This window comes from Halalkalibacter kiskunsagensis (assembly GCF_037027555.1).
GTDB lineage: Bacteria > Bacillota > Bacilli > Bacillales > Bacillaceae_D > Halalkalibacter > Halalkalibacter kiskunsagensis.
Genome location: NZ_JAXBLX010000003.1, coordinates 26,312 through 40,131 on the forward strand (window position 1 = coordinate 26,312; position 13,820 = coordinate 40,131).

At 41.8% G+C, this 13,820-nt stretch carries 9 protein-coding genes and 1 pseudogene; 2 read left to right on the top strand and 8 right to left on the bottom strand.

Annotation, left to right across the window (positions count from 1 at the left end; genetic code table 11):
* Positions 1–400 precede the first annotated feature (400 nt).
* Entirely contained in the window at positions 401–613 is a 213-nt protein-coding gene (locus tag SLH51_RS02360) for a hypothetical protein (protein WP_335958821.1), read from the bottom strand.
* A 212-nt stretch (positions 614–825) separates the two neighbouring features.
* Here SLH51_RS02360 and SLH51_RS02365 point away from each other — a divergent pair, with 212 nt between their 5' ends.
* Positions 826–990: a hypothetical protein gene (locus SLH51_RS02365; RefSeq protein WP_335958824.1), complete on the top strand. Its 165-nt coding sequence runs from the start codon at positions 826–828 to the stop codon at positions 988–990.
* Between the two features lie 291 nt (positions 991–1,281).
* Here the strand turns inward: SLH51_RS02365 and SLH51_RS02370 are convergent, their stop codons facing one another.
* Together SLH51_RS02370 and SLH51_RS02375 are read right to left on the bottom strand one after the other, a co-directional pair.
* A complete protein-coding gene (locus SLH51_RS02370; protein WP_335958826.1) occupies positions 1,282–2,046 on the bottom strand; it encodes a hypothetical protein in 765 nt (254 codons plus the stop codon).
* Positions 2,039–5,830, bottom strand: coding sequence for a DEAD/DEAH box helicase (locus SLH51_RS02375; RefSeq protein WP_335958827.1), 3,792 nt, complete (start codon positions 5,828–5,830; stop codon positions 2,039–2,041). Before SLH51_RS02375 ends, SLH51_RS02370 begins: the two co-directional genes overlap by 8 nt.
* Before the next feature lie 501 nt (positions 5,831–6,331).
* On the opposite strand from SLH51_RS02375, the pseudogene SLH51_RS02380 reads away from it, so the two are divergent.
* Positions 6,332–6,508 (top strand): annotated as a pseudogene (locus tag SLH51_RS02380) (GNAT family N-acetyltransferase); the annotation flags it as partial.
* 164 nt (positions 6,509–6,672) lie between these two features.
* Here the strand turns inward: SLH51_RS02380 and SLH51_RS02385 are convergent.
* The 5 genes from SLH51_RS02385 to SLH51_RS02405 all read right to left on the bottom strand — a co-directional run bounded on the left by SLH51_RS02385 (position 6,673) and on the right by SLH51_RS02405 (position 13,795).
* Positions 6,673–7,644 (bottom strand): agmatinase family protein, encoded by a 972-nt coding sequence (locus SLH51_RS02385; RefSeq protein WP_335958828.1) that lies wholly within the window; start codon positions 7,642–7,644, stop codon positions 6,673–6,675.
* Positions 7,645–7,647: 3 nt separating this feature from the next.
* The gene (hutI, locus tag SLH51_RS02390) at positions 7,648–8,907 is read right to left on the bottom strand and encodes an imidazolonepropionase (RefSeq protein WP_335958829.1); all 1,260 of its coding nucleotides are present in this window, start codon (positions 8,905–8,907) and stop codon (positions 7,648–7,650) included.
* Position 8,908: 1 nt separating this feature from the next.
* On the bottom strand, positions 8,909–10,582 hold the full coding sequence (gene hutU, locus SLH51_RS02395; RefSeq protein ID WP_335958830.1) for a urocanate hydratase: 1,674 nt from the start codon (positions 10,580–10,582) through the stop codon (positions 8,909–8,911).
* 63 nt (positions 10,583–10,645) lie between these two features.
* Positions 10,646–12,184 carry an HAL/PAL/TAL family ammonia-lyase gene (locus SLH51_RS02400; protein WP_335958831.1) on the bottom strand — a complete coding sequence of 513 codons (1,539 nt, stop codon included), beginning with the start codon at positions 12,182–12,184 and terminating at the stop codon, positions 10,646–10,648.
* A gap of 27 nt (positions 12,185–12,211) precedes the next feature.
* The gene (locus SLH51_RS02405) at positions 12,212–13,795 is read right to left on the bottom strand and encodes a BCCT family transporter (protein ID WP_335958832.1); all 1,584 of its coding nucleotides are present in this window, start codon (positions 13,793–13,795) and stop codon (positions 12,212–12,214) included.
* Positions 13,796–13,820: the final 25 nt, after the last annotated feature.

Here is a 13,820-nt window from a genome sequence, read left to right on the forward strand (position 1 = left end):
TTTAATAACCTAGTTCAGTAACCGCTTACATCAACTTGCGTAAAAGTAACTAAACCACTTATGTAATGTAACATCACACTTTAACACCTGTTTTTTCAAGTTTACTAACCTTAGCTTTTTTAGCACTCCTTTTCAAAAATGAAAATGAAACATCTTGTACGTATATATATGAAATTATAATTTCATGATACTATAATTGGTACGTACAATCAAGCGCAATTTGGTTGTGACATTGGACAGCCTCCTTGTCACACAGAATGGCAGCTTATCGAATTAGAACCATACCATTTACCTCATTTGTCTAGATCTTATGTTAATTGGTGCGATGAAATTACATGGTCAATCAAGAACACCCTTATAGATGCCTATCACTTAGAAATCTGTAAAACATTAAAAGAGTTTAGATCCTTGAAGTACAAGGATCCAACTTTTTCCCACTACAAATCTTGAATATAAAAACCATTCGACAAGTGACATGCACTAGTATCCACCGGGGAACAGGCACTTTATTTGATCTTCTATTGGTTTGCAGCGTTTCATCCCAGCGCTCGAGCCACGTATTCCAGACACGTGCGTAAAATAAAACAATCGTGTCACGACCGTGATAATCCATTTATCGTCTCCTTATTTTTTTCTAGTCTTTGTTATTAGTTATGCCACATGTATTTTTATTAATCACATAGGGTCTAGGAAGCAGCATATAACAGACATGAGTTCAATATTAGAAAAACGTTGTTTAAAATACAGTCACATGGAAAAACTGTACAATGAATTACGGATGCGAAAGAAAGAGTATTTAGATGAAGAATGTAAAGGAGTAATAGTATGTTTTTCAGTGTCGACGGTTTCTTTTCTTATAGTTATTTAAGACGTAGTGGTTTTGATGAAAATATATTAAAGGTCATGCCAGAAGATGAAATTATAAAACTAAATAATCTATATAGCCAAGACAAAGATGCTGCCTTGGAATATTTTGAACAATATTACTAAGAGCGAAGATAATACAAGACCACTGAAAAAGGTTGCTTTTTACCTTTTCCAGTGCCCTCGATAACCCTGTTTATTACATAGGGAGCTCTTTGCAGTCATCTGTTTCTTCGAGTGATAAAAAACGTTGAGGTTATTTATTACTTCTTTGGGTTCAGCCCTTCCCAGCGTTACTGGTACTATGGTTTCGGCTAACTTCTGTGCGCATGCCTGGCGCACAAGACAAAGCAGGAAAAGCTTTACAGCTTTTCCTGCTTCTTATCTATAATAGACCGGAAAATAAACCCTACACATTCACCCCGAAAATTCGCCTACTTCCGTCCATTTCCGTCTCCATTCAATCCGTTCCTGCTCTTCTATTTGTTTCTCAAGCATATCATCCCAGCGTTCAAGCCATGTATTCCAGACGCGCGCGTAGAAGATGTCCTGTTCTTTATTGTACAATTGAAATTCCAGACATGGAACATGTTCGACTGTCTGTTGCTCAAAACTATTTACATCAGCCACTACTGTTTGGAAACCATCTTCGTCCAATCCATTTTCTTTCTCGGTAAGAACCTGCAAAATTCGGTCCCTATTGATAAGGTCTTGAGTTTCTGCGTATCGGTAAAGTGTCCATTTATCGTCTGTTCCGGGCAATGGTACGGGCATCGATGGCCAAAATTCATCATGACCTGGGCTATAAAAAAGCTCTGTCCACTCTTCTTCCATTTCCTCTTCAATGATGCCTGTCTTCAACTGTTCATGCCCTTTCGTTGTTAACTTGTAGATTGATTTTTCCAGCCAGATCAAGCCTGTTCGCTGCATTTTTTCAATTAAATCGGCAATGAACAGCTCCTCTACTAACAGCATTTCAGCCAAGTTGGCTGCGCGCCGGATATTGGTCTGTTCAACAGCGAGCAGTATCATTTTCATGAGAATATCCATTTTAGACCGCTTTACCCGTTTAAAGGCTACGTCAAATGTTTCCACTGGCAAATACCATATAGCCGACTCTTTGATTTGGACAGCTTGGTTCTCTAGCAAACTAGCGCGTATACGTTTCGTGAAATTATCCATGCTGTATCACCTCTTCAAGCGTTCGCAGTCCGTGTTGCATTTTGACAGCTTCTAATACGTGCTTATACATATGTCTCGTTTCTGCTTGTCTTGCCTTTTCGGTAAACATTTTTGTACTGCCGATTAAAACGAGTAGCTCTCTTGCTCTTGATAGGGCGACATTTAGTCGGCGGTAGTCTTTGGCAAAGCCGATATCATCATGTTTGTTATCGTGGTTGCGTACCATGCTTAACAAAATGACATCCATTTCCATCCCTTGAAAGCGGTCGACTGTCCCGGTGCGAATCGTCAAGTGGTCCAAGCGTAGCTCCTGATGAATCAAGCGGTCAATCCTTTTGACTTGTTCCCCGTAAAAACTAATGACACCAATACTTTTTTTCTCATCCGCATTCATTCTTCCAGCTTGCTTCGCCTCTGCCGTCGCTTGATCCAATTCCTTCAGCAACTCCCCAATTCTCCTCAATTCAGCCGGGTTATACAGGCTTTTTCCGCCTTTCATTCTTTCTTCGAAAAACGCGGGCTCGTTCGCGATATCCAGCCATAATAGATGATTATCTCGCTGAATAAGCGATGATTCGAGCAAATGATCCCGCTCGGAATCGGAATCCGTCAAGCCACATTGGAGCCGTTCGTTTTCCTGCTCATAAAATGGCGAAATGGTTTCCATAATGTTTTCGTGCATCCGGTATTGAATTGCGAGCATCGTTTTATTGCTTTTCGGCAAGTTCTTAAACAACCTTTCAAAAAGCGATTCTTTTAACAATTTTTTTAATTCTACTTTTCCTTCAAAGTCTTCGCTTTCGTCCGCCATCTCCTGCAATGCCTCTTCTAGCGTATCGTTTCCTAATAGAGGCGGCAGCTGGTGATGGTCCCCGACTAAGATGATTTTTTTTCCTTTTAACATCGGCAAAAGGAGCTCCGGCGGGGTTGCTTTTGATACTTCGTCAATAATAACGACATCAAAAACGGGGTAGCTGTCGATAAAATCTTTGCGTGCGGATGCCACACATGTCGTTCCAATTACATTGGCATGCTTTACATAAAGCTTCCGGATTTCATCTAGATCATAGTCATTTGCTTCTTCAAGCAAGGAAAGCCATTGTCCTTGAATGGACTGGAAAAGAGGGAGTTTCTGTTTTTCCTGTTTTAATGATTCGCGTGTAAAGGAGAGACTTGCCAATTGCTTTAATACCGTTTCATGCTCCTGTTCCAGTTCGGTAGACAATATTTTATTTAAAGGTATCAGTTCTTCTTCCTTCTGCTCGATCACGTTATGCAATTGTGCCAGACTGGACTTTATTTGTGCGAGTTCTCGCTCCTCTTCCTGAAGCTGCGACGTTTCTTTTTCTCGATTCTGGCCATTTATAACTATCCGTTTTTTCACTTGCTCATACTGCTCTTTCCTTTTCTGCAGTTCAAGCGCATTTGCTTCCTTTTGAAGAAGCACTTCTTTTGCGTTTGGAATCGGTTCCGTTTGCGCCATCTTTTGCATAAGCGTGTTTTGAAGAGAGTGAAGTTCAGTGTTCTGCTCGTCGATCTCCTTTTGCCACTTTTGATAGGACATTTTGTTTTCATGCTGCTTATGCTGAAGTTGCTTTACCATTTCGTGTTTCAGCAGTCGAAAGGCATCCTGCGCCATTTTTTTATACGTATCATATGGCTTTAGTCGTTCCGCTTTTTGCCGCACAAAGCGTCTCCTGCTATATAATCCTTCAAGATCTGCGACAAGCATCTGCGGATAGATGTTTGTGTGTCCTTTCAGTTTCCTTCTTAGTTCATCTAAAAAATGATCAATTTCCACCGCGGTATAAACGGCTGACCGGTTCAACGCACGTTTTTGAACTTGGCCAATCGAAATGCGCTGCCCCTTTAACAGCTGTTCAACATAGGAAATCGCGCTGTTTAATTTGTCATTGTATTCTTTTAACTTTTCGAGCTGGTTGATTTCTCCGCGAATTTCCTTCAGCTCTTCAAGTAACTGCTGAACGTTTATAGGTCGTTCTAGATTTTGTTCAAGGATGATCCACTTTAAGCCGTCGACTTGTTTAACGTCTGTTACTTTTGCTAGTAAAGCATCCATTTGCTGTGTTGCCTCAGTCCACTTTTCATATTCAGCAGTAGCTTGATCCTTAATTCGTTTTCTTTTATCTATCTCATCTTCAAGCTCCTGACAGGCAATGCTGCGCCGTAGTTGCTGAATCACTTGCTGATTGTCATCATACTCTTTTTGAATGGCGTCACTGTCCGGCTCATCAAGTAAAAAGGTTTCATCTTTTTCAATGACTGCGTTCATCAAACGAAGAGACTGACGGGTCTTTTCCACATGCTGCTGAGCTGATTGCTGCTTTTGATCGGCCACATGCACTTTCTTTTTTTGCTCATCAATAAAAGATTCAATTTCGCTAAATCGTTCTTTCGCTTTCTTTTTCGCTTCAAGCTCCGCTTCCACTCGTACAAGCACCGGTTGCAGTTGCTCTTGTTCCCGTTCATTCTCCACCCATTCTGCTTCCATTTTTATTTTTCGTTTTTGGCGTGCTTTAAATTGAGCAGAGACTTCTTTTAACGTATGCTCTTTCCAATATTGGCCTACATTTTCTTCGATAAACTTTTTGCCTTCTTCTTCAATGCTTTCTGTGCGCCCTACCCGAAGGATGCGAATATCTTTATTAGCAAGCAACCTGCCAAGAGCATTGTCTACCGCCAAATTGGACTGCGAAGCAACGAGTGTGCGTAGCCCCGCTTTCGCATTTTGCAGGCAAATCTCAGAAATGACCGTTGTTTTTCCGGTTCCAGGCGGCCCTTGAATGACGTACAGGTCTTCGGCTGACATTGCGCCTATTACGGCTTCCTGCTGGAACTCGTTCAATCGATTGTGAAACTGCAGCGCATCTTGTTTTTTCGGCGTTCGGACCGGGGGCTTGTTTTCAAATAGAAGTTGTTCAAGCTCCGGGTTCGCAGCCAAGCCTTTCTCTAATTGCGAAAACCCTTGCCGTAATCTTTTCACCTGACTCAATGTCGCAAAATTGCTGAAGGTGACTTCTTTTTGATTCAGGTCAAGCTGTTGCTGCCTGGCTCGTTCCTCCATATATTTGTTCAGTTCCACTTCCACCGTGCGAGTGGAACGATTCGCTTTCAGCACCTTCCCTACATCCAGGTCAATTCCCTTAAGTTTAACGCTCAAATCTTTGAGTGATTTCCATTCCTTATCACCTAACTGACAGCCGGTAATCGTCATTCGGCTGAAATCACCATTGAACGTAAGCCCTGAATAACGAGAAATCATGTCTGGAATATCCGCAGAGCGCTCCTGAATTTTCAAATAGCCTTCCCAACTCGCAATACGCTTTTTCACATACAGTGAACTTTCCTCGGCAACCGGCATTTCGTAAATCAAACTCAGCAAATCAAGCGGGACCATACTCCCCCTTTGTACGTTCAAATCAAATGTTAGATCCGCTGCGCGTCGCCAGTTTGTCTGCACCGCTGAACGCCCCATCTTCGTCGTTACATTCGTTGCAATAAACCGCTCCTTCTCCACCACACAATGCAGAATGACCACAAGCCCATCATACGTATTGGTCAACCGTCTATTCGCCTCATTGTCAAAGTATAATGCAGCTGAAAGGGGACGATCGGCCGTTTGCGGATACTTTTCTATATATACGCGAAACGATTTCTCCAACGAAAAAAACGAACGCTCCTCTATCCCGAGCACCCGCATCTTGTCCTTCGCTTTATTCGTCAAAGTAATCGGACAACGATATGTCGTAATAAGTTTCTTCATCAAATGTCCACCTGCTTGCTTATTCAGCACAAAAAAGTTTTGAATGGTTATTCGTCCAAAGTGAATTATAGCATATTGAACCCGAGAGGTCTCAGAATGAAATAAGATACCAAAGATTCCTTATTGCCCACACATCGTTTCTTACTTGATTAATCTCACTACGAGAATCACAGGAAATGAATTTAGATAAGGCGACCTGTTTATACCGAATTCGTTGTTTTTTCATCGTCGTGTCTGTTATGAAATTTAAAGACACTTGTCGTGCTTTATTAAAGCATGTAAGTGTGACACACAACCATTAAGCAATCAAACTAAAAAAGACAAGGTTACCTGCCTTTGTCAATCATACAATATGTTGTGTTCGAGTATATGAACTGTCCCTAACATCGTTAACCACCCCTTTAATTTGGTCATGATCCAGTTATCTCCCTTCTTATAGACAATGAAGAAGCTCAATTTCGCAAGTTTGCTACTCATCAACATGAGTGAGGAAAAGGATACGGACGTAAGTTGTTAGACTATGTAATAGCGGAAGCGAAAAAAAGAGGAGCGAAAAGGATTTCGTGTAATGCAAGAAAGAATAAAGTACGTTTCTATAAAAAGTTTGGTCTAAAAGAATCAAACAAGAGTTTGATTAAAGGAGGCAGAACCTACATTATCATGGAAAAAAACTTGTAGCATGATGCCGGTTAGTGGATGAGTAAAATTAAGCAGGATGAAACTTTATGATATATTACGAAGGATATCACCACCATCTTCATTAAAACTCAACATTGGGGATGAAAATGCGTCCCCAATGTCGTTTTATTTATTGATCAAATTGGTCTAACAAAACTACTACTTTATTTTGATCGACAAACAAGACCAGTCACAAATTGTAACCACGCATACACTCCAGTTTTCACAGTTTCAGAAACCGCAGAATCCTTACTCGGATCCAAACATACAAAATCAATATGACGAACACTAGGTTGCTTCCCAATCTCTAGTAGGGAATCGAATAACTCTACTGTGGACAATCCTCCTGGTGTGGAAGCTGGTACTCCAGGTGCGACAGAGATATCGAGTACATCCATGTCAACTGTTACATACACGCGATCCACTTTATTGGCTAACTGGTTAAGTGCTTCCTTAACAGAATGAACAAATCCAGCTTTGCGAGCCTGCTTTAAAGTTATCATTTGAATCGAATGTTTTTTAGCGTAGGTGATAAGTGGTTTTGCATTAAAATAACCATGCAAACCAATATTAACGATATTTTCTCCCTTGACTGTAGATCCGTCCACTAATTGTCTAATCGGAGTACCATTAGCCGGTCCTAATTCAGCCGGGTCCCGTACATCAAGATGTGTGTCAAGTTGCAAGATTCCGATTGTTTCGTTTGGAAAAGCCTCCTTAATCCCTCTTACTGAACAGGCGGTCGTTGAATGGTCCCCTCCAATCATAGCAGTGATAGTTTCAGGGTAGTTTAACGCTAAAAAAGCTGTCATTTCTTGAATACGTCGATGGGACAAGAGGATATCTGTTGTATGCATAACGACATCTCCAGCGTCCGCAACTTTGAAATCTGCTAAATCGACATCCTCATCTAAATTGTATGTGGCAAACCCCTTCCACAGCCGCCGAAATTCCGACGGATATAAGGATGCACCAGAGACACTAATGGAAGAACGAGAAATAGGTGCACCATATAGAAGAAGATCGGGCGTTCCCTCGCTATCTTTCAGCTGTTTGACCCAATGATGGACATATGTTGGATCGTTTGTGTTTGTATTCCATATCCATTCTGGCGCTTGAAGCCACTCTTCACTCATGTTTTACCCTACCACCTTTATCCCTTTTTTCCACACTGCTTTCAGGTGATTAACACCAAATAAATACTGCAATTCCTGATAGTTTTTCACGTTCCATAACGCGATATCAGCTTGCTTTCCAACCTCTAAAGAGCCGATCCGATCTTGACGATTAATGGCACACGCCGCGTTATATGTCGCAGCGGTTAATGCTTCTGCAGGCGTCAAACGCATTAGGATGCAAGCTAAATTCATGACTAGCGGCATCGAGGTGGTTGGGGAGGACCCAGGGTTGCAATCTGTGGAAATCGCTACAGCGACCCCTTCATCAATCATTTTTCTTCCTTCAGCTGCTTCCTCACGTAAATAAAGAGCCGTTGCTGGTAGTAAGCAGGCGATCGTTCCTGATTTCGCCATTGCTTTGATTCCTTCGTCCGATGCCTTCAATAAATGTTCAGCGGAAATGGCTCCCACTTTGGCCGCTAATTCCGCTCCTCCGTATGCAACAATTTCGTCTGCATGTATTTTCGGGATCAGACCATACTTTTTCCCAGCTTCCAAAATCCGCTCCGATTGTTCTGGGGTAAAAACTCCCTTTTCACAAAAAACATCATTAAATTCAGCTAATTTCTCTTCCGCTACAACAGGAAGCATATCTAAAATTAAATGATCGACAAATTCTTCCTCTTTCCCTTTGTAATCAGGTGGAACGGCATGTGCTCCCATGAAAGTTGGCACAAGATCAATCGGATGATTTTCTTGTAAGTGCTTCATGACACGTAGTTGCTTCAACTCTGTTTCAAGATTCATCCCATAACCACTTTTTCCTTCTACAGTTGTAACACCATGTTGCATGAAGGAATCCAGTCGCTTCGTTGTCTGAATAATCAACTCTTCTTCCGTAGACTCACGGGTCATGCGGGTAGTGGCATGAATCCCGCCACCCGCATTCATAATATCCATATATGGTACCCCTTCAAGCCGCATTTCAAATTCACGTGCACGGCTCCCCCCATACGCAACATGTGTATGGGGATCGATTAATCCAGGGGTAACCAAGTGAGAAGTTGCATCAACAATGTCAGCTTCATTTACTCTAGTTGCATAACGCTGTTCTAATTCTATCGTTGATCCTACCGCTTGTATGATTCCACCTTCTATCCATAAGCTTCCATCTTCAATGATACCTAGTTCAGACATCGCTTCCTTTGAACGAGGGCCTTCCTTTTTGGATGCAAGAGTTGCCAACTGCTGAATGTTTTTGATCCAAATCGGTTTTTTCATGTTATTCCGTCTCCTTTTCCAACATTGGAATGTTTACTCCTCTTTCACGCGCAGTTTTCTTGGCTAACTCATAGCCAGCGTCAACATGGCGCACAACGCCCATTCCTGGATCGGTTGTGAGAACACGTTCAATCCGTGCTTCTGCATCCTTCGTTCCGTCTGCAACAATAACAATTCCTGAGTGAATGGAATACCCCATTCCAACTCCACCACCATGATGTAGGGATACCCATGTAGCACCACCAACTGCATTGATCATCGCATTTAAAATTGGCCAGTCGGCTACCACATCCGAGCCATCTTTCATGGCTTCTGTTTCCCGGTTAGGTGAGGCAACGGATCCTGAATCGAGATGATCACGTCCAATAACGATTGGAGCCTTCAGTTCTCCACTTGCTACCATTTCATTTATGATCTTACCAAAGCGTGCTCTCTCCCCATAACCAAGCCAGCAAATTCGCGATGGCAGTCCCTGAAATTGTATTTTTTCTTGCGCCATTTGAATCCAGTTACATAAATGTTCATTATCACTAAATTCACGCAAAATCACTTCGTCGAGCTTATAAATATCTTCTGGATCTCCTGAGAGAGCTACCCATCTAAAAGGTCCTTTTCCTTCACAAAATTGCGGTCTGATATATGCTGGAACAAACCCTGGGAAGTCAAAGGCGTTTTCTACCCCTTCATCCTTCGCGACCTGGCGAATATTGTTTCCGTAATCAAACGTAATGGCCCCTTTTTCCATCATATCAAGCATTGCTTGAACATGCTTAGCCATGGAAGCTTTAGAAAGCTTTACATATTCTTCTGGATTAGCCTCTCGTAATTTCGCAGCTTCTTCAAGAGATATGTTAGAAGGAACATAGCCGTTTAACGGATCATGCGCCGATGTTTGATCGGTAAGAACATCTGGAATAAAGCCTTTCTCAAGCATCTCCGGTAGGATATCCGCGGCATTTCCAATCAGCCCAATCGATAGTGCTTTCCCTGCAAGTCTTGCTTCTATAGCAAGACGAATTGCTTCATCTAATGAATCTGTTTTTACATCTGTATAACGGGTTTCAATTCTACGGTCAATTCGTGTTTCATCGACATCAATCCCGATACATACTCCACCATTCATTGTGACAGCAAGAGGTTGAGCACCACCCATTCCTCCAAGGCCAGCTGTTACTGTAATCGTGTTTTTCAGCGAACTTCCAAAATGCTGTTTTCCAAGTTCTGCAAACGTTTCGTACGTTCCTTGTACAATTCCTTGAGAGCCAATATAGATCCAGCTTCCAGCTGTCATTTGTCCATACATCATGAGCCCTTTTTTGTCTAACTCATGGAATGTATCCCAATTTGCATATGCAGGGACGATATTTGAATTTGCAATTAGTACTCGAGGTGCATCTACGTGTGATTTAAAAATCGCAACTGGTTTCCCGGATTGAACCAACAAAGTCTCATCATTTTCCAGCTCTTTTAGCGACTTCACAATCGCATCAAAGCATTCCCAGTTTCTTGCCGCTTTCCCAATCCCGCCATATACAACTAGGTCCTCGGGTTTTTCCGCTACTTCAGGATCTAAATTGTTCATTAACATACGAAGTGCAGCCTCTTGCAACCAACCTTTTGTATTTAATTCCGTGCCACGATAGCGAATCACTTTTTGATTTTTAACTTGTTCCATCTTGATGGCCTCCTCTTAATTTCACATTTTATTATGAGATTTCTAGTTTTTTATGAGATTCATTTAAAGCAGTTTACCAACTTTCTCTTCTACCACTGAAATAATCTCACCCGAATGGATAAACTCTTTCAAGATCTCTACATAAGGGTAAAGATACGTATCTTCATCCATTCTTGGTATAGATCGTGCTATTTTTTCTAACACAGCCACCGAAGCAGAGCCAGGAGTGAGATTGCTTTCCACAAACGAATGGGCATTATAGATAGACAAAAGCTCAATCGCTAATACATACTCTAGCTTTCTCGCTATTTCTCGTGCCTTTTTAGCAGAATTGTATCCCATTGCGACATAATCCTCTTGGTCTGCACAGGTCGGAATGCTGTCAACCGTTGCAGGTTGAGATAATAATTTCATATCATTTAACAGACCCGCTTGTGAATACTGTGGAATCATTAACCCTGAATTGAGACCGGCATTCTGAACAAGAAAAGTTGGATAGCCTGAAAGATGAGAATTGATCAGACGATAGTTTCTTCGTTCAGACATTTTTGCAATAGCCGTAACTGAGATACACGCGGAGTCTAATTCGATCCCAACGTACGATGAATCACAATTACTTCCTGAAATCGAACTGCCATCTTCTTCATCAGGCCATAATATCGGGTTGTCACAACATGCGTTCATCTCTACCTCGAATGTATTCAACGCATCAAAGAGCGTTTTTTTGGCAGCCCCGTGAAGCTGTGGAATAGCCCGTAACGATAAGGCATCTTGTAAACGATGATCGATAGACTGTTTGGCAATCATCGAATCCTCTAAAATTCTTCTTACATTTGCAGCTGTGTTTCTTTGTTGTTGATGTGGACGAACACTCATCAATCGATCGTCAAAGGCACGTGTTGTTCCTCTTAATACTTCTAAAGCCATCGCCCCTAAGATGTCGGCAGCCTTAGCTGCTTGTAACATATCGTATAGGGCAAGTGCTCCAATTGCAGTTGGACTCGTTGTTCCGCTAATTAAAGCGAGTCCCTCTTTTGCAGATAGTTCGATAGGCTCAAGACCCACTTTCTTAAGAGCTTCCTCTGAAGACAACAACTTCCCATCTACGTAGGCCTTCCCTTCACCAAGCAAAACCAAGGCAATATGAGATTCAACACTTAAATACCCAACAGATCCTTCACGAGGGACAAAGGGAATGACACCACGATTTAAAAATTGGCGATACATTTCCAAAGTCTCAAGCCGGACTCCAGAGTACCCTTGCCCTAAATTTTGCAAAACCATTAGCATAATTGCCCTTACACATTCTTTTTCTAATGGTTCTCCAACGGATGTAGCATGAGACAAAAGAATATTTTTTTGCAATAGTGTTGTTTGGTCTGTTGATATTATTTGTGTAGATAGAGCACCAAAGCCTGTATTTACCCCGTACATGATTCTTTCTTCTTCGATCCACTTGTTTACGAGTTGACAGGACCTCTCTACTCGTTGGCGGTAAGTATCTGAAAAAACTACATGGGCACCATAACGCGCGATGGAGACAAACATATCTAATGTAATTGCATTACCTAGGGCTATCTTTTTCACCCCTTGATCCGCCATGAAAATTCCTCTTTTCTCTTTGTAAGGTTATTTTTCAATTTTATCTATAAAGAACATTTTAATTGCTGAACAAACTTGTAAGACAAAGACGAACAGAACAGCAGAGCCACCTAAAGCAGCAAGATATTTTACACCATCAACACCTTGTACCCCGCCTGCGAATGCTACCATCACGAAGGCAATGATCGCAATGGAAATCGCCCAAATAAGCATTTTCCATTTAGCTGGTTCTTCATCGTAACGAATATTCACCGTACATAACATCGCAATTGCACGAACCATTGAGTCCGCAGCTGTGGCAAAAGAAAGGATTAAAGCGATCATCACGACAGGAATAATAATTGCCGAAAGCGGTAAATTAGCTAAGAAAGCCCATAAACCTGCAACAGCTCCGCTTTCTTGAATCGTTGCCACTAAATCAACCGTATTGTTTTGTTGCCAATGTAATGCTGTCCCACCAAATACGCCAAACCAAACAATACTGAATACTGCCGGTAAAATCCAATTGATTAACATAAACTGTCGAATCGTTCGGCCATATGAAATCACCGCAAGAAAGATCCCCATTAACGGTGCATACGCAATCCAGATCGCCCAGTCATATAATGTCCACCACATGACAAGGGCTTCCCCGCCAATGATTCCCGGATCAAGACCCCAACCCCAAAAGTTCTGTAACCAATGTGCGAAGCCTGCCGTTGTCGATTGTAAAATATATAAGGTAGGACCGATAATAATAAGTGCAATGAGCAGGATATAAAACACCTTTGCATTAATAGATGACATTCGACGTATCCCTTTGTCCAAGCCTTTTAAAGCCGACAGTGTAAACAATCCAGTAATGATCAGTACTAAGACGAACCAGACAATCGGTCCTTGCTGAATACCATAAATCGTCTCGATACCAGAGCCTACTAATGCTAAACCTGCTCCTAGTGAAGAAGCCAAGCCTAGTGCGATCGCTAACACAGCTAATGTGTCGATGATCCCAGGCCAAATTCCCTTTGTAATCTTGCTGCCAAACAGAGGGGTTAATGTTCCTGTCACAGACAATGGTTGTTTGCGATTAAAATACATATAGGCGACGACTAAACCGCTCAATGAATACATCGCGTAAGGAATAAATGTCCAATTGTATAAAGAGCGTCCCATTGCATAAACAGCAGCCATAGAAGTACCAGGTTCGACACCTGTATTGGCCATTTCTCCATAAATGTTACCAAAGTAAATGATCGGTTCATTTACACCATAGGTGATGACTCCCGTGGCTATTCCACCAGTCAAAGCCATCGCAAACCAAGCGGGAAATGGATATTTAGGAGTTGCATCCGAACCTCCTAAACGAACGTTACCTACCTTTGAAAACGTTACCAATATTACGATAGCTAGTGCCACAATCGATATGATTTGATACAGCCATCCTAGCCCCCGTAAAGATGCTATAAATCCATTCATTGAGATGTCAGCCAACAATTGATTGTTCACAATTCCTAATATGGCTCCTCCTCCAACCACAAGGAAAGCCGGTAAAAAAACAGATAAACGCGTTTTGTGCTTTTTGTTCCCGACTATTTCAGGAGACTTTTCCTTTTCCGTTGCCAATGACATCATAGATTCCCCCTTCAATTATTATGTA